Source organism: uncultured Kocuria sp., assembly GCF_947500125.1.
In the GTDB taxonomy this organism is placed as follows: Bacteria; Actinomycetota; Actinomycetes; order Actinomycetales; family Micrococcaceae; genus Kocuria.
Genome location: NZ_CANMRA010000023.1, coordinates 46883 through 68558, shown reverse-complemented (window position 1 = coordinate 68558; position 21676 = coordinate 46883). Strand labels below are relative to the sequence as shown.

The window sequence follows — 21676 nt, the reverse complement described above, 5'->3', positions numbered from 1 at the left end:
CCCCACTGTACTCGGGCGCCCGGTCGGCGCCGCCGCGACGAGGGCGGCGGCCGCGGCGGGCGGCCCGCCCACGGCCCATGTGCCGCCGACCTCGGCGACGAGCGCGTGGCCGGGGTGCTCCTGTGCGAAAGCCTGGACCGTGCGGTCCGCCGCCCACGCGTCAGCGACCGGCGCGAGGTCCAGGACCGTGCCGCGGCCCATGCGCAGCCTCCCGGTGGGGACGTCCAGCTCGAGGCCCCCGATCCCTGGCGCCGGGTGCGGGGCGAGCCCGTCCAGGGCCCGCCAGGCCGCCGCCCCGGTGGTGGGGTCGACGAGCCCGCTCGTGAGGCGTGCGGCGAGCAGGGCGGCGGCGATGATCCCGGCCAGGGCGGGCCCGGCGACCACGTCGACGTCCTCGTGCTCGGCGAAGCGGTTGAGCAGGGACAGCTCCGAGTCGATGCGCTCGGGGTCGACGGCCCGGGAGACCTCGCGGCGCACGCGCTCGGCGATCCGGTGGGCCTCGGTCTGGAGGTCCGGGGCGGGGGCGCGCACGGCGCCGGCGTCCGGGGCGCGGGGCGGGATCGGGGTGGGCATGACCGTCTCCTGGCGGTGGGGGGAGGCGCGCGACGGTGGCGAGGGGGACAACGGGGAGAGGACAACGGGCGGGTGCTGACGAGCATACGCGCGCCGGGCCCCGGCGGGCGGTGACGTGACCGTCCGTTATCCGACCGTCACCACTGCGGAGCGGGCCCGGTCCGTGACGGTCCCGGCCGGCGGCGCACCGCTCGTCGCGCCGGCCGTCACCACTTCGGAGGGGGCCGGGGCCGCGACGGTCCCGGGCAGCGGCGCACCGCTCGTCGCGCCGACCGGGACGGCGGCCGGTGCCCCCGCCGACGCCCCGGCCCAGCGCAGCACGTCGGCGGGCCGGTTCGTGGTGAGCTGCTGGACGCCGAGCGCGCGGCACAGGTCCACGTCCCGCGCGGTGTCGACCGTCCAGACCCGCAGCACGCGGCCCTCGGCCCGCCACTGCCGCACCAGGTCGGGGTGGTTCCGGACGAAGTCCAGGCCCGGGCCCACGAGGTCCACCAGCCCCGTCGAGATCACGGGCAGCGCCGGCGGCACCACGAGGCGCATGCCGGCGTGGAGGACCGTTGCGGCCGGGCGGCCCACGCGCAGGCTGTCCCGGACCGTGCGGCGGGTGGTCGTCCCGACCAGCTGGCACACGTGCCGGGCGGGCACCGTCTCGAGGAGGTGCCGGACGGCGTCGGGGTGGAAGCTCATGAGCGAGACCGTGACGTCGTCCAGCCGCCCGGTCTCGGGGTCCCAGCCCTCGCGCATCAGCAGGCCCAGGACCTCCTCCTCGAGCCGGTGGCCGTACGGGCTGGGGTGCTTCGTCTCCACGGCCAGGCCCACGGGACGGCCGGCGTCGCGCAGCAGGTCCAGGAGCTCGGCCAGGGTGAGCAGCTGACGCTCCGGTGCGCCGTGGCCCGGCGGGATGCGCACGCCCTTCCAGGAGGTCCAGTCGAGCCGCCGCAGCTCGGCGAGCGTGCGGGCGGACACGGGGCCCCGGCCGTCGCTCGTGCGGCCCAGCTGGGCGTCGTGGTGCAGGACGAGGTGGCCGTCGCGGCTGAGGTGGACGTCGCACTCCACGCCGTCGGCGCCGTCCAGCAGCGCCTGCACGTAGGCGGCCCGGGTGTGCTCCGGGAAGGCCGCGCTGGATCCCCGGTGTGCGTAGACGATCGGCCGCACGGCGCTCCCTCGGCTGTCGGTCGGGGCGCGGTGCGCCCCGCTCGCGCACCAGGCTAGGGAGGCGCGGTGAACGCGGGGCCACGCCCCGGCGGAGCTGTCGTGAACGACGACGACGCCCCGCGGGTCGCGGGGCGTCGTGGTGCTGCGGGTGGCGCGGGAGCGCCGGGGCGGGGCCTACTGCTCGCCGGTGATCTCGCCGTGGGCCGCGGCGACCGTGTCGGCCTTGCGGTCCCGCTTGCCCCTGCGGCCCTTCCGGTCGTCGAACCGGGCGGCCCGCTCCTCGAGCTCGAGCTCGGCGGGGAACGTCGCGGGCAGCGGCCCGAACGCCTCGTGGGTCGCGGAGATGACCTGCTTGGACATCGCCAGGTTCGCTCCCCCGCCGACGATCGCGCCCACGCCGAACGGCAGGGCACGGCCGAACACGGCTCCGGTCTGCTTGAGCAGGAAGCGCTTGACGAACATGTTGCGGATGATCCGGCTGACGTCGAAGGTCTTGGAGTCGTCCTTGCCCATCATGAGGCCCCAGGAGGACATCATGCCCTTGCCCTTGGTGCCGCTGGCGAGGATCTGGTTCATGACCTGGCGGCCGTCCTCGCCGAGCATGAGGGCCATGACCATGGTGCGGGTCTTCTCGGGGTCCTCGGTGTGCACCCCGTGCAGCTCGGCGATCGCCTGGGCGTACAGGGCGGTGGCCTCGAGATAGCCGACGACCGCGAAGGAGGACAGTCCCAGGGAGGCGACGGTGCCGATGCCGGGGACCACAGCGGTGGCGCCGACCGCCCCGCCGCCCAGCGTGACGGACCGGACGTAGAACTTCTCGAGCCGCTTGGCGATCTGCTCGGGCGTCTCGTCCGGGTGGTCGGCGCGCTCCTTCTGGACGAAGCTCAGGACCACCGGCCGCTGCACGCGCAGCACGGTGTCGAGGAGCTTGTTCATGGCGGGCTTGGGCTTGCCCTCGTCGTCGAACGCGTTGTTCAGGGGGTTCAGGTCCATGGCGTGCTCTCCTTGTGGGGTGCCGGGACAGTGGGTCTCGGCCCACTATATGCACAGCAGGCTGATCGGGGCCCGCGATTCGCCGACGGCGCAGGAGGGGCCGGGTCAGCTCCCGGGCAGCCGGGAGACGGAGGGGTCGACCTGCTGGAAGGAGTCCGGGAACTCGGCGCGCAGCCGGACGAGCTCGCGGGCGAACGCGTCCAGGTCCCGGTCCTCCTGGCTGACCGGCTGCCACTGCCGGGCCGGGAGGGCGTGCCCCTGGTCGTCGAGGGCGACCATGACCATGAGGCAGTTGGTCGTCAGCGCGAGCTCGCCGGTGGCGGGGTCCCCGGACCAGCAGTTGACGGAGATGTGCAGGCCGCGGGCGGCGGTGTGGATGAGCCGGGCTCGGACCTCCACGAGGTGGCCGATGTGCATGGGCCGGTAGAACCGGACGCCCCCGGCGTAGACGGCGATGACCGGGCGGCCCGCCCACCGGGCCCCGCACACGTACGCGGCCTCGTCGATCCAGCGCATGGCCGTGCCGCCGTGCACCTTCCCGCCCCAGTTGATGTCCGTGGGGGCGGCGAGGAAGCGCAGCACGGTCTCCTCGGCCGTGCCCTCGTCCGTGTACCGCTGCTCGGCCATCAGCTCCTCGATGCTGTTGCGCAGCTCGATCCGCCGCTGCGTGATGGCCGACTGCTGCCGTTCGTACTCCGTCTCGGGCGCCCACTGCGGGACGGGGGTGGGCCGGCCGTCCCCGTCCACGGCCACCATGATGATCAGGCACGTGTCCTTGAGCGTCACTCCGTGCTCGCGGGGGTCCGCGGAGGCCACCTCCACCCGGATGTGCATCGAGGACCGGCCCGTGTGCACGATCTCGGCCGAGACCTCCACCATGTCGCCCACGCACACCGGGCGGTCGAAGTGGATGTTGCCCACGTACGCCGTGACGCAGTAGGCCCGGGACCAGCCCACGGCGCACGCGTACGCGGCCTTGTCGATCCACTCGAGGACGCGCCCGCCGTCCACGGTGCCGGTGCGCCCGGCGTCGGTCGGGGCGGCGAGGAAGCGGAGAACGGCGGTGTCGCGTGCGGCCATGCCCCCCAGTGTGGCACGGCTCACGGCCCACGGCGCGGGTCACGGCGCGGGCCACGCCGCGGCTCACTCCACGAGCGGCGCCCACGCGTTGAGCCGGCGGAGCATGTCCGACTTCTTGCGGGTGTGCCCCTCCATCCGCACGAGGATGTCGTCGAGGGCCTCGATCGCGTCCACCACGAACGGGCCCTTGTTGAGCATGACGCACTCGGCGCGCTGGCCCATCGCCGCGTCCGTGACCTCGGCCCGGGAGGGCAGGCCCTTCTTGGCGAGGGACTCGAGCACCTGGGTGGCCCAGACGACCGGCACGTGCCCCGCCTCGCACAGCCACAGGATCTCCTCCTGCACCTCGGCCAGCCGCTCGAACCCGGTCTCGACCGCGAGGTCCCCGCGGGCGATCATGACGCCCACGTCCTGCCACCGCATGGCCTCCAGGAGCATGGGGGGCAGCGACTCGAAGCCGCCCACGGTCTCGATCTTCAGGGTGATGTCCAGGGCGGTGCTGCCGATCCGCTCGAGCTCCCGCAGCAGGTCGGTCACGTCCTCCCGCGAGCGCACGAAGGACATGTTGACGATGTCGGCGTGCTCCGCCACGAACGGCAGGTGCGACCGGTCCTCGTCGGTGAGCGCCGAGATGCGCAGGTCCGTCTCCGGCAGGTTGATGCCCTTCCCCGCCTTGAGCTTGGCGCCCTCGGGGCCGGCCTGCAGCACCTCCAGCGCGATCTCGTCGGGCCCCACCGCGGTGATCCGGCAGCGGATCCTCCCGTCGTCGATCCACGCGGGCTGGCCCTCCCGGGCGTCCGTGAACACCTCGGGCAGGGAGCAGCCGATCCGGTGGGGGCCCCCGGCCCGGACCGGGGCGGGCGTGAGGTCCCGGGTCAGCACCACGGTGTCCCCCGCGCGCACGCGCAGGAACTGCTCGACCGCGGGGAGCTCGCCGAGCACGCCCTCGGTGCCGTCCTCGGCGCCGACGGCCAGTCCCGTGGCGAAGTACACGGTCTTGGAGCACTCGACCAGCACGCCGGGCCCAGTGGCCTCGAGCACGCGCAGCGTCCGCCCGGAGCCGCGGGCGTCCTTGAGCCGCAGCCGCTCCCCCGGGGTGCGGGCCGCGGTCCAGGCGGCGTCGGCCACGGGGACGGCCGGGGCGTCGTCGTCCACCGCGGGGTCCGCCTCGCCCAGCCACAGGCGGGCGGGGGCGGTCACGCGGCCGCTGCTGTCCCGGGTGGGCTTGATCTTCTCGACCTGCGGACCGGGCTCGATCGGCCCGGTGCGCAGCTTGGGCCCCGCGAGGTCCATGGCCACGCGGACCTCGCGGCCCAGCGCCTGCTCGGCCGCGCGGACGTGGCCCACCATGGCCGCCCACTGCTCCGGGCCGTCGTGCGCGCAGTTGATCCGGGCCACGTCCATCCCGGCGCGGACCATGTCCTCGACGAGCCGGGGGTCCCTGGCGGCCTCCGACGGGAAGGTGACCATGATCCGGGTGCTGCGCCCCTCCCGGCCCGGGCCGAGGAGGGCGGCGGTGTTGCGGCGCAGGACCTCCGCGCCGGGCGGCTCGGGCCCGTCGGGCTCCGCGAGGGGGCCGGGCAGCTCGACGTCCTCCTCCGCCCGGCCGGCGAGCACCCGCAGGGTCTCCAGCACGGCGCCCAGGTGGCTCAGCACGCCCGCCTCCATCCGCCCCAGGGAGGACACGCCCAGACCGCTCAGGTCCCGCTGCAGGTCCCGCACGTCCTGGCTGCGCACGGCCACGTAGTCCACGAGGTTCAGCGCGGAGCGGCGGTGGCGGGGGTTCACGCGCTCGAGCTGCGGCACGGCCGCGCGGCGGGCCCGGACCACCACGTCGACCAGCGCGAGGACGCGGTCGTGCAGCTCCGCGGCGCGCTCCTGCCGGGCCCTCGTGGTCGCCATGCCGTGCCCCTCCCCCTGGCCGCCGGCGGGGTCCGCCCGGTCGCGGCCGCCGTCGATCCACTGACTCCCCATGATCCTCCTCGTCCGTTCCGCTGTCAGCGCCGACCGTAGTCGGCCCGGGCGAACAGCGGCTGAACGCGAGGAGGCCGGGGCCTCAGGCGGCGCGGGCGAGGGGGCTCAGGCGCAGGCGGTAGCCGTCGACGGGGATCAGCCGGCGGGAGCCGGTGCCCGCCTCCAGGATCCAGAGCAGCCGGAGGCGGGGCGCGCACTGGCCCACGGTGCCGACGTGGCGGAGGTGGTCCTGCTCCCACACCTCGATCCGGTCGCCGGGCCGGATCCGGGCGGGGTCGTGGACCCAGGCGTCATCGGTGGTCGGGTCGACGCTCGTCGCTTCCAGGGTCGTCATGGCGGCACTTCCTCTCGGGGGTCGGGTCCGGGGCGGGGCCCTCGGACACCTCCAGCATCGGCGGCCGATGTGGCCGGGACGTTTCCGTGCGATGGACGGGCCGTGCACTCGTCCGGCAAGGGCTGTGAGACTGACCACGGGGACCGCCGGACGGCTAGGCTCGGGCGGACGTCACCGTCCCTCCCGCACCCGCGGCGGGCAGGGGATCCCACCACCGGAAGGAAGCACCGTGATCAGCTCGGAGAACGTCAGGGCCTACGTGGAGCGCATGGCCTCGGGGGAGCCCGCCCCCGGCGGCGGCGCGGCGGGAGCCCTGCAGGCGGCCCTGGGCGCGGCCCTGCTGGCGATGTCCGCCCGCTACTCCACGGCCTCCGAGCACGCGGCCGGCGCGGCGGCCCGCGCCGAGGAGCTGATCCCGCGCGCGCTGGACCTGGCGGACGCCGACGCCGAGGCCTTCGGCGCGCTCTCGGCCGCCTACGCCCTGCCGAAGGACACCGACGAGGAGAAGGCGGAGCGCTCGCGGGCCGTCCAGGAGGCCACGGCCGGTGCGGCGCGGCCCCCGCGGGAGCTGATCGGGGTGGGCGCCGAGGTCGTCGGGCTCGCGCGCGAGCTGACCGGCTGGTGCAACCCCAACGTCCTCAGCGACGTGGCGGCGGCCTCCGAGGCGGCCCGGGCCGCCGTCGCGACGGCCCTGGTCACCCTCGAGATCAACGTCCGGTCCCTGAAGGACGCCGCGACCCGGGAGGAGCTGCGCGCGGGGCTGGCCCAGGGCGAGCAGGCCGTCGAGGACGCCGCGGAGCTCACGCGGCGAATCCGCGAGCGCGTCCGGGACTGACGGACGGGCCCGCGGCCCTCAGCCGTCCGCGCCCGCCGCGGCGGGGCGGCGCACCCAGAAGGAGCCGACGACGGCCGTCAGCGAGATGATCCCGCCGCACAGGAAGGCGCTCCGCACGCCCGCCGCGGTGGCCTCGGGGTCCGCGGCCCCGGCCGCCGCGGCGCCGGCGGCCCCGAGGCTCAGCACGGTGACGAACAGGGCCGTGCCCGCGGCCCCCGCCACCTGCTGCAGCGTGCCCACCACGGCGGAGCCGTGCGAGTACAGCCGCGTGGGCAGGGAGCCCAGACCCGCGGTGAACAACGGGGTGAACATCAGAGCCAGGCCCGTGCTGAGCACCACGTGGGCGAGGAGCACCATCGGGACGGGCGTGGCCGCCGAGGTGGAGGCGAGGTACCACAGGGACGCGCTCAGCAGGACCGAGCCCGGAACGAGCAGCACGGTGGGGCCCGAGCGGTCGTAGACCCGCCCCACGACGGGTGCGAGCAGACCCATGACGAGCCCGCCGGGCAGCAGCAGCAGGCCCGTGCCCAGGGGGTCGAGACCGTGCACGGTCTGCAGGTAGATGGGCAGGATGATCAGCGTGCCGAACAGGGCCATCATGCTGACGGTGAGCACCGCCGTGGACGTCGTGAAGACCCGTGACCGGAAGGTCCGCAGGTCCAGCAGGGCCCGGTCCGCGCGCTGGAGCCGGAGCTGACGCCGCACGAACACGACCAGCGCGGCCACGCCCAGCGCGAGCGGCACCCACGCCGGGACCGCGGCCTCCCCGCCCTCGCCGAAAGAGCTCAGGCCGAGCACGAGGCCGCCGAAGCCCACGGCCGAGAGCACCACCGAGACCGCGTCCAGCGGCGCGGGCCGGGGCTCGGTGACGTTCTGCATCCGCCACGCCCCCAGCAGCAGGGAGCCCACCGCGACGGGCAGCACCAGGATGAACATCCACCGCCACTCGAGCACGCTGAGGATGACGCCCGAGATGGTGGGTCCCACGGCGGGGGCGACCGAGATGACGATGGAGATGTTGCCCATGACGCGCCCGCGCCCGGCCGGCGGCACCAGGGTCAGGACCGTGGTCATCAGCAGCGGCATCATGACCGCGGTGCCGCAGGCCTGCACCACCCGTCCCGCGAGCAGCGTCCCGAACCCGGGCGCGGCCGCGCAGATCAGGGTGCCGAGGCTGAACAGTGTCATGGCGAGGAGGAACACGGGCCGGGTGTGCAGCCGCTGGAGCAGGAACCCGGTCACCGGGATGACCACGGCCATGGTGAGCATGTAGGCGGTGGTGAGCCACTGGCCGGCGACGGCCGTGACGGAGAGGTCGGTCATGAGACGGGGCAGCGCCACGCTCATGATCGTCTCGTTGAGGATCACCACGAACGTGGAGACCAGCAGCAGCCCGATGACCAGACGGTTGCGGGCGGAGTGGTCGGTGTCCGCGACGCCGGCCGGGCCGCCGGTGTCCGGGAGACCGGCGGAGGGTGCGGGGGCGGGGACCGGAGTGGTCCCGGACGCGGGGACGTCGGGTGTCATGGGCGGGGGATCCTTCGGGACGAAGCAGTGGTTCACCGGTAGAGCCGTCCCGCGACCCGGTCCATTCCCGTCCGGGAAGTGACAATGGGCTCATGCGCAGATACTTCAAGGACGCCGGCGTGCACGCCGAGATCACCCCGGACGGCTTCACCGAGGGCGGGTTCGTGCTGTCCATCGGCGGCGCCGAGCAGTCCCACGTGAATCTCGCCCACCCCGGGGAGATCTTCTACGAGTACCTGCGGCGGATCGGCAACGTCGTCGACGTCGTGGCGGAGCCGGGCGCGCCGGTCACCGCGGTCCACCTGGGCGCCGGGGCCCTGACGCTCGCCCGGTACGTGGCCGCGACCCGGCCCGGCTCCGCGCAGGTCGCCGTGGAGCTCGAGCGCCAGCTGCCCGCGTTCGTCCTCGAGGCGCTGCCCCTGCCCGCGGACGCGGACGTGCGGATCGTCGTCGACGACGCCCGAGCGGCCCTTCCGGACGTCGCCGTCCCCGGGACCGCGGACCTCGTGGTCCTCGACGTGTTCTCGGGCCGGGACGCCCCCGGCCATCTCACCGAGACCTCCTTCTACGCCGAGGCCGCCGGGCTGCTGGCGCCCGGCGGGGTGCTGGTCGTCAACGTGGGCGACGACCCCGGGCTGGCGTTCTTCGCCGGCCAGGCGCGGGCGATGCGGGAGGCGCTCGCCGACGTGTGGTGCCTGGCCGAGGAGCGGCTGCTCACGGGCCGCTATCCGGGCAACCTGGTCCTGGTGGGCGGGCGCCGGGCCCTGCCCCGGGAGTGGGCGGACGCCCTCGCCGCGGCCGGACCGCACCCGGCGGGCGTGCTGGACGGCCTCGGCCTGGAGGAACTGCTCGGCCGGCTGTAGCGTGGGTCACACCGCCGAGCCGAGGAGCGCGCTGTGAGCACCGCCGAGAACACCACCGAGGACACCACCGGGAGCACCGCCGTCCTGGAGTCCGCCCCCGCCGTCGAGGGCGAGACGTTCTCCCGCGTGGCCCTGACGCCGGCCGCCGTGGAGCTGCTCGGGACGCTGCGGGACGTCCACGGGCGGCTGATGTTCCACCAGTCCGGCGGGTGCTGCGACGGCTCCGCGCCCATGTGCTATCCGGCCGGGGACTTCCTCACCGGCCCGGCGGACGTGCTGCTGGGCGTGTTCACGCTGCCCGGGGACCCGGCCACGGCCGAGCTCGAGTTCTGGATGTCGCGCGAGCAGTTCGAGTACTGGAAGCACACGCTGCTCACGGTGGACGTGGTGGAGGGGCGCGGTTCCGGGTTCTCGGTGGAGGCGCCGGAGGGCAAGCGGTTCCTGATCCGTTCGGCGCTCATGCAGGATCCGGCCGGCTCCTGAGCCGGCCCTGCCCGTCGACGGACGGGCCCCGGTCGTGGACCGGGAACGTGGCGAAGGCCGGGACCTCGTAGGGGTGGGCCCCGGCCATCGCCCGCAGCACGCGCTCGCGCCGGGCCGCCGGGTACAGCGTCTCGATCCGGACCTCGTCGACCTCCTGCGGCGTCCCGACCTCCCCGATCGTGGGGTGCGCACCGGGCAGCGGTGTGAACCGTCCGGTGCCGCGGCTCACGAACGCGGTGTGGGAGTAGTGGCCGGCGCGGCCGGCCCCGGCGTCGCCGAGGGCCTGCAGGACCTGCTCGGCGTGGCTGGCCGGGACGAACACGATCAGGCAGTGGTCCTCGGTGCTCGGGGGCTCAGGAGTCATGGGGCGCGCACACCTCCGGTTCGTCGTGGTCGGCGGGCTCCAGCTGGATCGTGGAGTGCTGGACGGACACGGGGAAGTGCTCGGCCACGCACCGCTGGATCCGGCCCAGCGCCTCGGCCGAGCCGCCGGAGTAGAAGTACTCCTCCTCGAGCACCACGTGGGCGGTGAGCACGGGCAGGTCCGAGGAGATCCGGGACGCGTGCAGGTCGTGGACCTCCACCACGTGCGGCAGCTCGAGGATGTGCCCGCGGACCTCGTCGACGTCGAGCCCGGGGGGGGCGCGCTCTCCAGGAGCACGGACAGGGACTCCATGAGCAGTCGGATGGTGCGGGGCACGATGAGCGCCCCGATGAGCAGCGCGACGACGGCGTCGGCCTGCATCCAGCCGGTGAGGGTGATGACCACGGCCGCGACGATCACCGCGACCGAGCCCAGCGCGTCGTTGAGCACCTCGAGCATCGCCGCGCGCAGGTTGAGGTTGGTGCGCCGGCCCCCGAAGAGCACCGCCATCGCCACGAGGTTGCCGGCCAGCCCCAGGACGCCGAAGACCAGCATCTCGGCCGAGGCCACCGGGTGCGGCTCGAGGAACCGCCGCACGCCCTCCACGAGCACGAACAGCCCCACGGCCAGCAGCACCCCGGCCTGCAGGGCCGCGGCCACGATCTCCGCGCGACGCCAGCCCCACGTGCGCCGGGCGCTCGGCGGGCGCAGGGTCAGCTGCGCGGCGACCAGCGCGAGCAGCAGTCCACCGGCGTCGGTGAGCACGTGGGCGGTGTCGAGGAGCAGCGCCAGGGACCCCGTCCACAGGGCGCCGACCAGCTGGACGACGAACAGCGCCGCGGTGATCCCGAAGGCGGTGGCGATCCGCCACCGGTCCGTCCCGGGACCGGCGTGGGTGTGCCCGGGCCCGTGGTCGTGCCCGTCCTCCGCGCGCCCGCGGTCCCCGGCGTGGTCGTGAGCCATGGCTCCATCGTAGATCGCGCGGCGCGGCGCGGCGCCGCGAGCGCGTCGGGGCGGGTCAGCCGGTGACGAACCCGCGGAACTCCCCGGTGGCGGGGCCGTAGTGGGAGTCCACCTTCATCACGGCGCCGGGCGTGCCACCGCCGTTGAGTGCCTTGAGCAGGTCCCGCACGGCGTGCCGGGGCCCCTCGGCGATCACGCCCACGGTGCCGTCCGCGTTGTTGACCGCCGAGCCGCGCAGGCCGAGCTGCTCGGCGTGGCGCGCGGTCCAGAAGCGGAAGCCGACGCCCTGCACGGAGCCGTGCACCACGGCGGTCAGGCGCAGGTCCTCGTCGAGGTCCAGTCGCTCGGGGTCCCGGCCGGCGGAGGCGCCCAGGTGGATCGGAGGCAGGCTCACAGGTCCACCACCGTGGACTCGCCGGGATCGATCTGCCCGCCCGTGGTCCGGGCCTTCGCCCAGCGCAGCGCGGTGGCCACCGTCCCGGGGCTGCGCCAGTGCTCGGCGGTCTCCGTGCGCACGCGCAGCACCACGAGGCCGGGGGTGGCGGGCCCGTCCGGGTAGTACGCCTTCAGCGCGTCGGACCAGAGCCCCTCGAGCACCTGCCGGTCCTCGACCACCTCGGCGGCGCCGGAGATCGAGACCCACTCGTGGTCCCCCACGAACGCGACGTTGACGGCGTCGTTGGCCGCCACGTCCCGGACCGAGGAGGTGTCCCGGCTGGTGAAGAAGTTGAGATCCTCCCCCGGGGCGACGTCGACCACCGTCATCGGGCGGCTCACGAGCTTGCCGGTGGCCTCCCGGGTGCTGAGCATGCCGACGCGGGTGCGGTTCACGAACTCGACGATGTGCTGGATGTCATCCTGGTGCGTGTTCATGTGGTCAGATTAGGGAACGACCGGGCCTCGTGGCACGGTCTGGCCAAGGAATTCATCATGGGCGGAACCACGTGTCATCCGCCGGCGAGCCGCAGCGGCCCCGCCGGCCCACGAGAGGACCAGAGCAGGCAGATGGACGACGCACGGATCTCGGAACGGACCACTGAGCGGACCCCTGAGCAGACCATCGAACAAGCCACCGAGCACGCCACCGAGGGAATCGCCGGGGCGGCCGCGGAGCAGGCCCCCGGGACGGCTCCCGGGACGATCAGCGCCCAGGACCGGATCGAGATCAACGAGATCCTGAGCTTCTCCTCGCACCTGCTGGACAACCGCCGGTGGGACATGTTCGGGGAGGTCTTCGTACCGGAGGTGCACCTCAGCGCGCCGCAGGGCGAGTTCACCGGCCCGGCGGGCGTGCGGCGCTTCGTCGAGACGGTCGACCTCTCCCGCTTCCCCGCCACGCACACGCTGAACTCGATCGTGGAGGCCGTGGACGCGGACACCGCCGTGGCCTGGTCCAGGATGCTGCTGCTGACCTGGGACCGGCGAGTGGCCTGCGGCGACTACATCGACACGTTCCGCCGCACCGCCCACGGGTGGCGGATCGAGCGGCGCACCGTGGCGCCGCGCAACGACTCCGCCTCCGTGGCGCTCGCCGAGGGCGGGTACGCACCGGACCCGTACGCCTACGCGATGTTCGACGACGCCGTGCTCGCCGCCGTCGGCCGGGCCCGCCGATGAGCCCCGCACCGGGCGCGGGGTGGGACCGGGTGCCCGCCGCCGACGCCCTCGAGATCGGCACCGTCCTCAGCCGGTGCGCCCGCGTGGTGGACGCCCGCGCCTGGCACGACCTCGACCGGGTGTTCACCGGGGACGCCGTCGTCCACTCCCCGGGCGGGACAGCACGCGGGCCCGCCGAGATCGCCGAGCGGACCCTCGCCGAGACCCGCGATCCGCACCTGATCACCGACACCGTGCTGCGCCGGCTCGCCCCGGACCGTGTGCGGGCCTGGAGCAAGTGGCTGGTGGTGTGCGCGGACGGCTCCGCGCACGGCGGGGACCAGCTGGACCTGTTCGTGCGCACCCCGCACGGCTGGCGGATCGCCGAGCGCCGCATCGCCGCCCTGGGCGCCCCGGGCCACGGCGCGCCCGCCCGCACCCTGGGCGCGGCCGACTTCCTGGCCTGAGCTCCCCGACGACGAGGGGCGGCGCGTGCTCAGCCGGTCAGGACTGCACCTCGAGCGCTGCGGAGATGAGCGTGTGGCCGTCGGAGAACTCGATGGTCTTCCCGATGGTCGAGGGGTCGTCCAGCACGGCCGAGACCACCAGCGCCACGTTCGCCCGGGAGGTCTCGTGGTCCCCGTCCCGCTCGCCCGTGGAGACGTCGATCTTGCCGGTCGCCTCGCCCTCGGTGAGGGCGCCGGGGCCCACGATGGTCCAGTCGAGCGAGGAGGCGCGCAGGTGGTCGTCTGCGTCGGCCTTGGCCTGGGCGTAGGCGTGGAAGGGGTTGTCCTCGGGGACGCCGTGGTCCTGGCCGGCCCCGAAGTAGGAGACCATGACGAAGCGCTTGGCGCCGGCCATCACGGCCGCGTCCATCGTGCGGATCGCGGCGTCCCGGTCCACGGAGTAGGTGCGCTCGGGGCTGCCGCCGCCGGCGCCGGCGCTCCACACGACGGCGTCCTGGCCCTCGAGCAGGTCGGCGAGCTGCGCGACCGACAGCTGCTCCACGTCGGCCACCACGGGGGTCGCGCCGGTGTTCTCGACGTCGTCCGTGTGGTCGGGGTTGCGGAAGACGCTCGTGACGTCGTTGCCGCCGGTCTTGAGCAGCTGGGCGAGGATGAGGGCGACCTTGCCGTGGCCGCCGATGATGGCTGTGCGGGACATGTTCGTGCTCCTTGGGGTGCAGAGGGGACGTGCGCTTCTGTCCACGACGCTATCGCCCTCCCGGCCGCAGGGACACGGCTCACGCGGAGGGCGAAACCGGGAATGCGCCCGGCCCCGCCGTGCGCCCCGGCTGTCCGGGGCCGCCGAGCCGGGACCGGCCCCGGCTCGGGTAGCCTCGACGAGGCTCCCGCTCCCGACCGAAGGCTGCCCCGTGCTGATCTTCCAGCTCCTGCTCTCCGCGATCGCCCTCGTCCTGCTGGTCACCGCGCTGATCGACGGCGCGTGGACGCTCGCGCTCATCGCCGCGATGATGCTGCTGGTCGCGCTGTCCGGCGTGTTCATCGCCCACCGCCGGGAGAAGCACCTGGGCAGGCGCTGAGCCCTCCCCCTCCTCCGGAGGGACCGCTCCGGGACCGTTCCGGGAGCCTCGCCGGGGCTACTCCGCGGCGTCCTGGATGCCGGTCACCGCGGTGAGGATGAACACCGAGTCCTCCAGGGCCTCCACGGAGTGGCGCTCCGCGGGGATCACGTGCAGCTGCCCGGCGTCGAGCACCAGGTCCTCGCTCGAGGAGACCCGGATCCGCCCGTGCAGCACCTGCAGGCTCCCGGCGTACGGGGCGCTGTGCTCGGCGAGCACCGCGCCCTCCTTGAGCGCCAGGAGGGTCTGGCGCAGCACCTTCTGGTGCAGGAGCTGCTCGGCGCTGCGCCCGTGCGGGGCGTGGCGGGCCTCGTTCAGGTGTTGCAGGGCGATCTCGTTCAGGTGCTGCATGGTTCTCCTCCTGGGTAGGTGATCCGGTCTCCGTCGACCACGGCGAAGTCCCGCAGCGTCGCGGGGGTCAGCTTGCCGGGGCCCATGATGTGCTGCACGTCGTGCCCGCGCACCAGCAGGGCCTCGGCCACGAGCGAGCGGTGGCAGCGCCACCAGACCGCCTCCGCGCACATGATCGCGACGGCGCGGTCCTCGGCCAGGCGCTCGAGCTCGGCGAGCGCGGTCCGGAACTCGTCGGTCTGCATGTGGTCGGCGTAGCCGCGGAAGGACTCGTTGCGCCAGGCGGTGTTGACCGAGTCCTTCGAGGTGGGGCGCAGCCCGCCCAGGCCCTTGCAGTAGCTGTGCCCGATGCCGGCCGCCGCGAGCGTGCCCGGCAGCGTGTCGAGGTCGAACTGCGGGTTCGTCCGCGAGCGCGGCACCGTGCGGATGTCGACGAGCTGCTGCACCCCGGACTCCCGCAGCAGCGCCACGAACTCCTCGGCGGAGCGCGTGGAGTGGCCCACGGTGTAGACGGTGTGCGCTGTCATGTCCCCACCCTACTGACCGGGCCCGGAGGGTCCCCCGGCCCGACACGGCCTGCTCCGCGGGAGCCGGGCACGGGGCGTCACGAGCTGCCGGGACCGGCCTCGCTCCAGCGGGCGGAGCCGCCCGGGGTCCGCCGGCCGACGGCCGCCGTGGAGTTCCACGCCTCCTGGTCGGCCATGGTGAAGCGGCGGCCCGTCACGGCGGTCGGGACGATGCGGACGAACTGGTCCTTCATCCCCTCCTGCCAGGGGAACAGCGGCAGCTGCAGGGCTTCCATCAGGGCGTGGCCCGGCCGGACGCTCTCGGCGTCGCCCTTGACGATCACGCTCCACGCCGTGGCGGTCGCGGAGTCGTGCCCGTCGATCTCGAGGGCCACGGCCCGGCCCGCGAGCGCGCCGCTCACCTTGGTGCCCAGGCCCGAGCGGAAGACGATCGTCTCGCGGTCGACCACGTAGTTGATCGGGAAGATCTCCGGCGCCCCGTCCACCACGACGGCCAGCCGGGCGACGCCGTCCGCCCGCAGCCGGTCCCAGCAGTCCCCGGGCGCGAGCTCCTCCACGTCCTTGCGGTACCAGTCCACCGTCGTCCCCTTCCCGTGCGCCTCGGCTGCCCGGACGTGCCCGGCCACCACCTCCAACCTACGGCGCCGCCGCCGCCGGGGGAACAGCACCGGAGCGCGCCGCGGCGCCCGGACCGGGACGTGGAAGAATCGGGGGCATGAGCGTGGTGATCGCGGGATGCGGAGACCTGGGCACGGAGATCGGGCTGCGGCTGGCGGAGCAGGGGCACGAGGTGCTGGGCCTGCGCCGCCGCGCGGAGCTGGTGCCGCCGCCCCTGACCGGGCTGCCGGTGGACCTGAGCACGGAGGTGCCGGAGCTGCCGGGGGACGTCGAGCTCCTGGTCGTCGCCACCGCCGCGGACGCGCGGACGCCCGAGGTCTACCGCGCGGCCTACCTCGACGGACTGCGCCACGTGGCCGACGGGCTGCGCGCCGCCGGGGCCCTCCCACGGCGTGCCCTGCTGATCTCCTCGACCGCCGTCTGCGGGGACGCCGACGGCGGGGAGGTCACCGAGGACACCCCGCCGGACCCCTCGACCCCGACCGCGCAGATCCTGCTGGAGGCCGAGGAGCTGTTCCACGAGCAGTTCCCGCACGGCACGGTGCTGCGGCTCTCCGGGATCTACGGGCCGGGCCGGACCCGGCTGATCGACAAGGTGCGCGCCGGGGACGGCGCGGCCGGGGCCGCATGGACCAACCGCATCCACCGCGACGACGCCGCGGCCGCCGCCGTGCACCTGCTCACCATGGACGCCCAGCCGCTCACCCTGTATCTCGGCACGGACGACGAGCCCGTGCCCGAGCTCGAGGTCCTCGAGTTCCTGGCGCAGGAGCTCGGCGTCCCCCGCCCCGAGGACGTCCCCGAGGCGGACACGCCGCGCCGGGGCTCGAAGCGGCTGTCCAACCGGCGGCTGCGGGAGTCCGGCGTCGAACTCCGCCACCCCACCTACCGGGAGGGCTACCGGGCCGTGCTCGCCGGGGAGGGCGTGCGCCACCCCTGATCGGCACCCACCCGCAGGACGACGTCGCGCACCTCGTAGGCGGCGATCAGCTCGACCCACGAGACCCGCGGCGGGTGCGCGAACTCCAGGGGCAGCCGCAGCAGGCGCTGCAGGAACACGTCGGTCTCCTGGATCGCGAGGAACCCGCCCGGGCACCGGTGGGCGCCGTCCCCGAAGGACATCGCCTCGGGCCGGATCCCCCGCGGCCGGGACCGCTCCGGGCACAGCTGCCGGGCGTCCTCCCCGAACGCCTGCTCGTCGGTGTTCGCCTGGCGGACGTAGAGGTCGAGCAGGGCCCCGGCGGGCACCTCGTGGCGCTCGTCCCCGTCCGCCAGGACCAGCTCCCGGGTGGTCCGGCGGTAGAGGTGGCCCACCACCGGCTCCAGGCGCAGGATCTCGTGCAGGATGCCGTGCCGGACCGGTTCCTCGGCCGCGAGGTACTCCTCCCTCAGCCCGTCGTCCTCGAGCAGGTGCCAGGCGGCCACCGCGATGAACTCGCGGGTGGTGGCCATGCCGGCGGCGGCGTAGGTGAGGCACTCCACGAGGATCTCCCGGTCCGTGTAGCCCTCCGAGAGCAGGTGGGACACGACGTCCTCCTGGGGCCGCCGGCGCCGCGCCCGGACAGCCGGGCGCACGTCCTTGAACTGAAAGGCGGTCATCGCCCACACCGGTCGCAGGGATCCGACGACGGAGCCCACCCGGCCCGGGAGCCGGCGCCGCGGGGCACCGGCGGCGCCGGTGCCGGGACCGCTGAAGAAGCGCTCCAGACGCCGGGACATCCCGTCGATGTCCGAGTTCGTCAGCCCCACCACCTGGGCGGCGACCTCCACGGAGTAGCGCAGGGTGATCGCCGACAGCTCGGCCCCGCCGTCCCGCCGGATCCGCTCGACCAGCTCGTCGGCGCGCTCCTCCATCAGGTCCCGGTAGCGGCGGCTCACCGCGGCCGGGGTGAAGAACCTCGCGGTGGCGGTGCGCTGGCGCCGGTGCTCGGGTCCGTCCGCGTAGAGCACGGGCGGGTGGTCGCCGGTCAGGCCCTGCCGCGCTGTCTCCGCGCTGAAGCCGGCCTGGACCGTGCCCTCGGCCTCCCGCAGCACCTGGCGGACCATCGGCAGGGAGCGGACGTGCCACACCCCGTCGAGGACCTCCACCCGCGGCGTGCCGCGCTCGCCGGGCGGGGCGGTCCGGCGCCGGTCGCCGTGCGGGACGGGGCAGCGGGTCTCGGGACGCGCGTCGTCGTTCATGGGGTCATGCTAGTCGTGGCGACCCGCCGCCACGAGGTGCTCAAGGTGCTCGCGGAGGTCCGCCGTGCCGGCTCCCCGGCCGGGCCGGCTTCGCCGAGCGCTCCCGCCCTCCCCGGCGACCACGCCCGTCGACCGGTCCCGGACCGCCGGCAGCAAGTGGACCAGGTGATCGCAGCCCTCAACGCCCACGACGCCGCGACGTACGCCTCCCTTTCTACCGCCAGGACGCCGTCGTCTACGACCCGGCGGCGCCGGAGCCGCTGCGCGGGAGGGGCGCGATCCAGCAGGACGCAGAGGCGATCCTGACCGGCATGCCCGACGTGGTGATGGAGGTGGAGGACCTGATCGTGGACGGCCCCCAGGCCGTGATGCGGCTGCAGACCGTGGGCACGCACACCGGGCCGATGCTCATGCCCAGCGGTGAGGTCCCGCCCACCGGCCGCCGGGCCTCGATCCCCATGGCCGTCTTCAGCCGCGTGGGCGAGGACGGGCTGATCGCCGAGGAGCACCGCTACTACGACGTGCTGGGCCTGGCCCAGCAGCTCGGGCTCGTCTGAGCCGACCGGGCGCAGAAGGACCGGGCATCCGGCAACGCTCGGCTCGTGCGCCCGGACGAGGTCCTTGCACTTTCCGCGGCGCAGAGCGGTTGCGGGCAGAGCTTCAGATCCGGTCCGCCTGGTCGTTCTCGATCTGCGCCGTGGCGGGCAGGACCAAGGAGGAGGACGGTCCGTCCAGCACGACCAGCAGCACGCGCAGGTCCGCCCCGGAGAGGTAGGCGCCCACGAGGCGGTGGTTGGAGTCGAGGACCACGAGGGACCCCTCGGTCCGGTAGGCCGGGACGGTCAGCTGGACGGGCCCCGACTCCTCCGCGTACTCCTGCCGCAGGTGCTCGATCTTGCCCTGTCGGTCGTCCGGCCACTGCTTCTCCGCCGCCTGGGCGAGGGTCTGCGGCCGGTGCTGCGGGTGCGACCACTCCCCGGGATTGCCCTCGGGGTCCACGTGCCAGACCGTGTAGAGGTCGCCGAGCTCCTGCCGGGAGGAGATCACCAGGTCCTCGATCCGGGAGTTCTGGTCGTCGACCGCGCCCCAGTCGAGCCAGGCCCGGATGTCGTCGCCGAACAGGGTCCTGAAGTCCGAAACGTCCATGCCGTCATCTCAGCAGACTTGGGTGCTCACCGCCACAGGCCCCGGCGACCCGAGGACGCGCCGACCCGGACGTCAGGAGCCCGCGGCGCCCCGCCCGGGCGTGCGGGGTGCCGGGCCGGGCCGGACGTTGAACGCCGAGGCCGAGCGCTCGGGCGGCTCGGTCGGGAAGACCGTGCGCCCCTCCGCCCACTTGTGCCGTGCATAGGCGTGCAGCCGGTCGGCGAAGGGCCCGTCCCGCCACTCCAGATAGGGCATGTCCTGGCTCGCGTCGAGCAGGAAGTAGCTGCTGAACGCCCGGACCACCTCCGGCGGGCGCGGGTCCGCCGCAGGCTCCTCGGCCGCGGCGGGATCCCCGAGCACCAGGTAGATCGGGGCACCGGGCGGACCGTCGTGGACCCGCACCTCCAGCCGTTCGGCGACCACGGGGTCCAGTTCTCCCAGGGCCCGCAGCTGGTGGACCAGCGTGTCGAAGCTGCGCCGCAGGTCCATGGGCGAGAGCCCGTAGTGGTGCCGGATCTCCCGGAGCCGGGACGCGAGCGCGGGCGACTTCGGGTCGAGGACCAGCAGCCGGACGCGGACCCCGGCGCCGAGCGCCTTGTGGATCGCGTCGAGGTCGCCGGCCAGCGTCAGCGGGAAGGTGTCCATCCACCACAGCTCCTGCCCGGGCAGGACGCCCCGGAGCACGTCGACCGCGTCGAGCTCCTCGCGGACCCCCACGAGGCCCAACCGGTCGTCGCGGGGCGCCGAGGGGACGAGGACGGGAGGAGGTTGCGCCTCGACGGGGCCGGCGCCGCGCCACCGTGCCAGTCCGGCATCCAGGAGCAGCCCCACGCCGCCCACGGTGAGCAGGACGGCCCCGGCGTCGAGGAGCAGTTCCGACCCGGCCCGTCCGGCGGCCAGCGCGACCACGACGAGCACCGCGCCGAGGCCGACCAGCACGACCGGCGCCGTGAGCGGGCGCCGCCGCGGCGCGGTGCGTGCGGCTCCGCGCCACCCGTCCCCCGTGGCCCGGTCCTGGGCTGCGCTGCGGGTCTCCAGCACGGGACCCCCCTTCCTCGAGCGGCTCTGCTTCCAGCCTGGCACGGCCCCTGACCTGGGCGTTAGCCCCGCGGACACCGGGGCATTTTGTGACGACCGGTGCGCCGCGCCCGCCCGGACGCCCGTCCCCACTTGTGCGTCACCCCGGGGTGACCATGCGTTTGCATAACTAAACTCGTGCTGGGACGCACGGCGTCACGCCCGCTCCCCCGCCGGGGAGCGACCCACGTCCCGCAGCAGACCGCCCGGCCGCGCTGCCCACCACCTCCGGAAGGCACCTGCCGTGGCCATGACTCTCCACGAACGTCTGGGCGATCGCCACAACCACCTCAACGCCCTTCGCCTGGCCCTCGCGTCCCTCGTCGTCCTCGGCCACGCCTGGCCGCTGACGGGCGCGGACGGCCCGAGTCTCGAGCTCCTGTCCGACGTGGCCGTCAACGGCTTCTTCGTCCTCAGCGGCTACCTCATCGCCGAGAGCAGGGTGCGGACCCGGTTGATGCCGTACTTCTGGCGACGGTTCCTGCGCATCTACCCGGCCTTCCTGGTGAGCCTGCTCGTGGTGGCCGCGATCTTCGCACCGCTCGCGGCCGCGATCGAGGGCACGTCGTTCGACCTGGCCTCCGCAGCCGGCTTCGTGCTGAACAACGCCGATCTGAGGATCTCGCAGTGGGGCGTCGACGGGACCCTGACCCGGGTCCCGGCGCCGGACTCCTGGAACGGCTCGCTGTGGACCCTGTTCTACGAGGCCCTCGCCTACGTGCTGCTCGGCCTCGTCCTCAGCCTCGCGGTCGCGGCACGGCACGCCCGGTGGGTGCTCCCGGCGCTGTTCCTCCTCGTGCTCGTCCTCCGCGCCCTCGCCGAGGGACCGCTGGACGTCACGAGCCACCTCTTCCTCCACGGCGCCCGGCTGGTCGGCTACTTCCTGGCGGGCGCGGCGGTCTGGGCCTGGGCGAGGACGTGGCGCCCCACCTGGGTGCACGTCGCAGGGGCCGCCGTCGTCTACGGCGTCCTGACGGACCTGGGCTGGGCGGACCTGTACGGGCAGCTGCCGCTCGCCGTGCTGCTCCTCGGCCTCGGCGCGGCCCCGTCCGACAACTGGACCACGCGCACGGACCTGTCCTACGGCGTCTACATCTACGCGTATCCGGTGCAGCAGCTCCTCGTGCTGCTCGGCACGGCGTCCTGGGGTGTCGCCGTGAACTCCCTGCTGGTCCTGCTGCTGACGCTGCCCCTGGCGCTGCTGTCGTGGACGCTCGTCGAGAAGCCCGCCCTGCGGGCCAAGGCGTGGCTCGATCCCCGCGACCGGCCCGACCGGCGGGTCCCCTCCCCCGACGCGGCGGACGCGTCCTCCACGGTCCGGGAGGGACGCCGTCCGGACTGACCCGGCCGGCTCCCGCCCGCACGGCCCGGACGGCGCGCCCGGCGCTCCCGGGCCTCCTTGTCCGGCGCCCGGAGGGTGCCTAGCGTGAGGAGCAGGCGCACGCGACGCCGCC

Annotated in this window: 25 protein-coding genes and 2 pseudogenes; 9 read left to right on the top strand and 18 right to left on the bottom strand. The window is 74.4% G+C overall.

The features are described 5' to 3' along the window. The 6 genes from Q0817_RS14610 to Q0817_RS14585 form a co-directional block, all read right to left on the bottom strand. Nucleotides 1–573: FAD:protein FMN transferase (locus Q0817_RS14610; RefSeq protein ID WP_298589682.1), on the bottom strand; the 573-nt coding region annotated here is incomplete at its 3' end. 126 nt (nt 574–699) lie between these two features. Continuing rightward, nucleotides 700–1728 (bottom strand): glycerophosphodiester phosphodiesterase family protein, encoded by a 1029-nt coding sequence (locus tag Q0817_RS14605; RefSeq protein WP_366139884.1) that lies wholly within the window; start codon nt 1726–1728, stop codon nt 700–702. 174 nt (nt 1729–1902) lie between these two features. Then, nucleotides 1903–2721 carry a di- and tripeptidase gene (locus Q0817_RS14600; protein WP_298589679.1) on the bottom strand — a complete coding sequence of 273 codons (819 nt, stop codon included), beginning with the start codon at nt 2719–2721 and terminating at the stop codon, nt 1903–1905. 105 nt (nt 2722–2826) lie between these two features. Further along, nucleotides 2827–3801, bottom strand: coding sequence for an acyl-CoA thioesterase (locus Q0817_RS14595; protein ID WP_298589676.1), 975 nt, complete (start codon nt 3799–3801; stop codon nt 2827–2829). A gap of 63 nt (nt 3802–3864) precedes the next feature. Continuing rightward, entirely contained in the window at nt 3865–5775 is a 1911-nt protein-coding gene (locus tag Q0817_RS14590) for a pyruvate kinase (RefSeq protein WP_298589673.1), read from the bottom strand. Nucleotides 5776–5857: 82 nt separating this feature from the next. Further along, nucleotides 5858–6109, bottom strand: a complete 252-nt coding sequence (locus Q0817_RS14585; RefSeq protein WP_298589670.1) for a hypothetical protein — start codon at nt 6107–6109, stop codon at nt 5858–5860. A gap of 229 nt (nt 6110–6338) precedes the next feature. Between Q0817_RS14585 and Q0817_RS14580 the strand changes: the two genes are divergently transcribed. Continuing rightward, nucleotides 6339–6944, top strand: a complete 606-nt coding sequence (locus tag Q0817_RS14580; RefSeq protein WP_298589667.1) for a cyclodeaminase/cyclohydrolase family protein — start codon at nt 6339–6341, stop codon at nt 6942–6944. 18 nt (nt 6945–6962) lie between these two features. Here the strand turns inward: Q0817_RS14580 and Q0817_RS14575 are convergent, their stop codons facing one another. Beyond that, a complete protein-coding gene (locus tag Q0817_RS14575) occupies nt 6963–8471 on the bottom strand; it encodes an MDR family MFS transporter (protein ID WP_298589664.1) in 1509 nt (502 codons plus the stop codon). 92 nt (nt 8472–8563) lie between these two features. Between Q0817_RS14575 and Q0817_RS14570 the strand changes: the two genes are divergently transcribed. After that, nucleotides 8564–9334 carry a spermidine synthase gene (locus Q0817_RS14570; protein WP_298589661.1) on the top strand — a complete coding sequence of 257 codons (771 nt, stop codon included), beginning with the start codon at nt 8564–8566 and terminating at the stop codon, nt 9332–9334. Nucleotides 9335–9367: 33 nt separating this feature from the next. After that, nucleotides 9368–9817 (top strand): DUF779 domain-containing protein, encoded by a 450-nt coding sequence (locus Q0817_RS14565; RefSeq protein WP_298589658.1) that lies wholly within the window; start codon nt 9368–9370, stop codon nt 9815–9817. On the opposite strand, the gene Q0817_RS14560 is transcribed toward Q0817_RS14565, so the two are convergent. The 4 genes and pseudogenes from Q0817_RS14560 to Q0817_RS14545 form a co-directional block, all read right to left on the bottom strand. After that, nucleotides 9792–10181 (bottom strand): hypothetical protein, encoded by a 390-nt coding sequence (locus Q0817_RS14560; RefSeq protein WP_298589655.1) that lies wholly within the window; start codon nt 10179–10181, stop codon nt 9792–9794. The two genes, Q0817_RS14565 and Q0817_RS14560, sit on opposite strands and share 26 nt — an antisense overlap. Continuing rightward, nucleotides 10171–11144, bottom strand: a pseudogene (locus Q0817_RS14555) (cation diffusion facilitator family transporter). The gene Q0817_RS14560 and the pseudogene Q0817_RS14555 overlap by 11 nt, the downstream one beginning before the upstream one ends. A 55-nt stretch (nt 11145–11199) precedes the next feature. Then, nucleotides 11200–11538 (bottom strand): acylphosphatase, encoded by a 339-nt coding sequence (locus Q0817_RS14550; protein ID WP_298589652.1) that lies wholly within the window; start codon nt 11536–11538, stop codon nt 11200–11202. Next, on the bottom strand, nt 11535–12017 hold the full coding sequence (locus tag Q0817_RS14545; RefSeq protein WP_298589649.1) for a pyridoxamine 5'-phosphate oxidase family protein: 483 nt from the start codon (nt 12015–12017) through the stop codon (nt 11535–11537). The genes Q0817_RS14550 and Q0817_RS14545 overlap by 4 nt, the downstream gene beginning before the upstream one ends. 132 nt (nt 12018–12149) lie before the next feature. On the opposite strand from Q0817_RS14545, the gene Q0817_RS14540 reads away from it, so the two are divergent. Next, entirely contained in the window at nt 12150–12761 is a 612-nt protein-coding gene (locus tag Q0817_RS14540; protein ID WP_298589646.1) for a nuclear transport factor 2 family protein, read from the top strand. Continuing rightward, the gene (locus Q0817_RS14535; RefSeq protein ID WP_298589643.1) at nt 12758–13207 is read left to right on the top strand and encodes a nuclear transport factor 2 family protein; all 450 of its coding nucleotides are present in this window, start codon (nt 12758–12760) and stop codon (nt 13205–13207) included. Before Q0817_RS14540 ends, Q0817_RS14535 begins: the two co-directional genes overlap by 4 nt. A 37-nt stretch (nt 13208–13244) precedes the next feature. Here the strand turns inward: Q0817_RS14535 and Q0817_RS14530 are convergent, their stop codons facing one another. Then, entirely contained in the window at nt 13245–13904 is a 660-nt protein-coding gene (locus Q0817_RS14530) for an SDR family oxidoreductase (protein ID WP_298589640.1), read from the bottom strand. A 211-nt stretch (nt 13905–14115) separates the two neighbouring features. Here Q0817_RS14530 and Q0817_RS14525 point away from each other — a divergent pair, with 211 nt between their 5' ends. Further along, a complete protein-coding gene (locus tag Q0817_RS14525) occupies nt 14116–14283 on the top strand; it encodes a hypothetical protein (protein ID WP_298589637.1) in 168 nt (55 codons plus the stop codon). Nucleotides 14284–14340: 57 nt separating this feature from the next. On the opposite strand, the gene Q0817_RS14520 is transcribed toward Q0817_RS14525, so the two are convergent. The 3 genes from Q0817_RS14520 to Q0817_RS14510 form a co-directional block, all read right to left on the bottom strand. Next, the gene (locus Q0817_RS14520; protein WP_298589634.1) at nt 14341–14673 is read right to left on the bottom strand and encodes a cupin; all 333 of its coding nucleotides are present in this window, start codon (nt 14671–14673) and stop codon (nt 14341–14343) included. Next, nucleotides 14661–15200, bottom strand: a complete 540-nt coding sequence (locus Q0817_RS14515; protein ID WP_298589631.1) for a DUF488 family protein — start codon at nt 15198–15200, stop codon at nt 14661–14663. The genes Q0817_RS14520 and Q0817_RS14515 overlap by 13 nt, the downstream gene beginning before the upstream one ends. Before the next feature lie 77 nt (nt 15201–15277). Then, on the bottom strand, nt 15278–15778 hold the full coding sequence (locus Q0817_RS14510; protein WP_298589628.1) for a pyridoxamine 5'-phosphate oxidase family protein: 501 nt from the start codon (nt 15776–15778) through the stop codon (nt 15278–15280). A 137-nt stretch (nt 15779–15915) separates the two neighbouring features. Between Q0817_RS14510 and Q0817_RS14505 the strand changes: the two genes are divergently transcribed. After that, complete coding sequence (locus tag Q0817_RS14505; RefSeq protein ID WP_298589625.1) at nt 15916–16758, top strand: SDR family oxidoreductase; 843 nt, start codon at nt 15916–15918, stop codon at nt 16756–16758. Here the strand turns inward: Q0817_RS14505 and Q0817_RS14500 are convergent. Further along, on the bottom strand, nt 16716–17999 hold the full coding sequence (locus tag Q0817_RS14500; RefSeq protein ID WP_298589622.1) for a cytochrome P450: 1284 nt from the start codon (nt 17997–17999) through the stop codon (nt 16716–16718). The two genes, Q0817_RS14505 and Q0817_RS14500, sit on opposite strands and share 43 nt — an antisense overlap. A gap of 221 nt (nt 18000–18220) precedes the next feature. Between Q0817_RS14500 and Q0817_RS14495 the strand changes: the two are divergent. Further along, nucleotides 18221–18556, top strand: a pseudogene (locus Q0817_RS14495) (ester cyclase); the annotation flags it as partial. Between the two features lie 103 nt (nt 18557–18659). Here Q0817_RS14495 and Q0817_RS14490 read toward each other — a convergent pair. Together Q0817_RS14490 and Q0817_RS14485 are read right to left on the bottom strand one after the other, a co-directional pair. Beyond that, the gene (locus Q0817_RS14490; protein ID WP_298589619.1) at nt 18660–19145 is read right to left on the bottom strand and encodes a hypothetical protein; all 486 of its coding nucleotides are present in this window, start codon (nt 19143–19145) and stop codon (nt 18660–18662) included. Nucleotides 19146–19217: 72 nt separating this feature from the next. Then, nucleotides 19218–20186 (bottom strand): hypothetical protein, encoded by a 969-nt coding sequence (locus tag Q0817_RS14485; protein ID WP_298589616.1) that lies wholly within the window; start codon nt 20184–20186, stop codon nt 19218–19220. Nucleotides 20187–20472: 286 nt separating this feature from the next. Between Q0817_RS14485 and Q0817_RS14480 the strand changes: the two genes are divergently transcribed. Continuing rightward, nucleotides 20473–21564 carry an acyltransferase gene (locus Q0817_RS14480; protein ID WP_298589688.1) on the top strand — a complete coding sequence of 364 codons (1092 nt, stop codon included), beginning with the start codon at nt 20473–20475 and terminating at the stop codon, nt 21562–21564. The last annotated feature ends 112 nt before the right edge of the window (nt 21565–21676 follow it).

Bases quoted from the DNA above. Each gene is read 5' to 3' on its own strand.
- Q0817_RS14600 (WP_298589679.1), bottom strand. From the start codon at position 2,721: ATGGACCTGAACCCCCTGAACAACGCGTTCGACGACGAGGGCAAGCCC.
- Q0817_RS14595 (WP_298589676.1), bottom strand. From the start codon at position 3,801: ATGGCCGCACGCGACACCGCCGTTCTCCGCTTCCTCGCCGCCCCGACC.
- Q0817_RS14590 (WP_298589673.1), bottom strand. From the start codon at position 5,775: ATGGGGAGTCAGTGGATCGACGGCGGCCGCGACCGGGCGGACCCCGCC.
- Q0817_RS14585 (WP_298589670.1), bottom strand. From the start codon at position 6,109: ATGACGACCCTGGAAGCGACGAGCGTCGACCCGACCACCGATGACGCC.
- Q0817_RS14575 (WP_298589664.1), bottom strand. From the start codon at position 8,471: ATGACACCCGACGTCCCCGCGTCCGGGACCACTCCGGTCCCCGCCCCC.
- Q0817_RS14570 (WP_298589661.1), top strand. From the start codon at position 8,564: ATGCGCAGATACTTCAAGGACGCCGGCGTGCACGCCGAGATCACCCCG.
- Q0817_RS14560 (WP_298589655.1), bottom strand. From the start codon at position 10,181: ATGACTCCTGAGCCCCCGAGCACCGAGGACCACTGCCTGATCGTGTTC.
- Q0817_RS14545 (WP_298589649.1), bottom strand. From the start codon at position 12,017: ATGAACACGCACCAGGATGACATCCAGCACATCGTCGAGTTCGTGAAC.
- Q0817_RS14540 (WP_298589646.1), top strand. From the start codon at position 12,150: ATGGACGACGCACGGATCTCGGAACGGACCACTGAGCGGACCCCTGAG.
- Q0817_RS14535 (WP_298589643.1), top strand. From the start codon at position 12,758: ATGAGCCCCGCACCGGGCGCGGGGTGGGACCGGGTGCCCGCCGCCGAC.
- Q0817_RS14530 (WP_298589640.1), bottom strand. From the start codon at position 13,904: ATGTCCCGCACAGCCATCATCGGCGGCCACGGCAAGGTCGCCCTCATC.
- Q0817_RS14520 (WP_298589634.1), bottom strand. From the start codon at position 14,673: ATGCAGCACCTGAACGAGATCGCCCTGCAACACCTGAACGAGGCCCGC.
- Q0817_RS14515 (WP_298589631.1), bottom strand. From the start codon at position 15,200: ATGACAGCGCACACCGTCTACACCGTGGGCCACTCCACGCGCTCCGCC.
- Q0817_RS14505 (WP_298589625.1), top strand. From the start codon at position 15,916: ATGAGCGTGGTGATCGCGGGATGCGGAGACCTGGGCACGGAGATCGGG.
- Q0817_RS14500 (WP_298589622.1), bottom strand. From the start codon at position 17,999: ATGAACGACGACGCGCGTCCCGAGACCCGCTGCCCCGTCCCGCACGGC.
- Q0817_RS14490 (WP_298589619.1), bottom strand. From the start codon at position 19,145: ATGGACGTTTCGGACTTCAGGACCCTGTTCGGCGACGACATCCGGGCC.
- Q0817_RS14480 (WP_298589688.1), top strand. From the start codon at position 20,473: ATGACTCTCCACGAACGTCTGGGCGATCGCCACAACCACCTCAACGCC.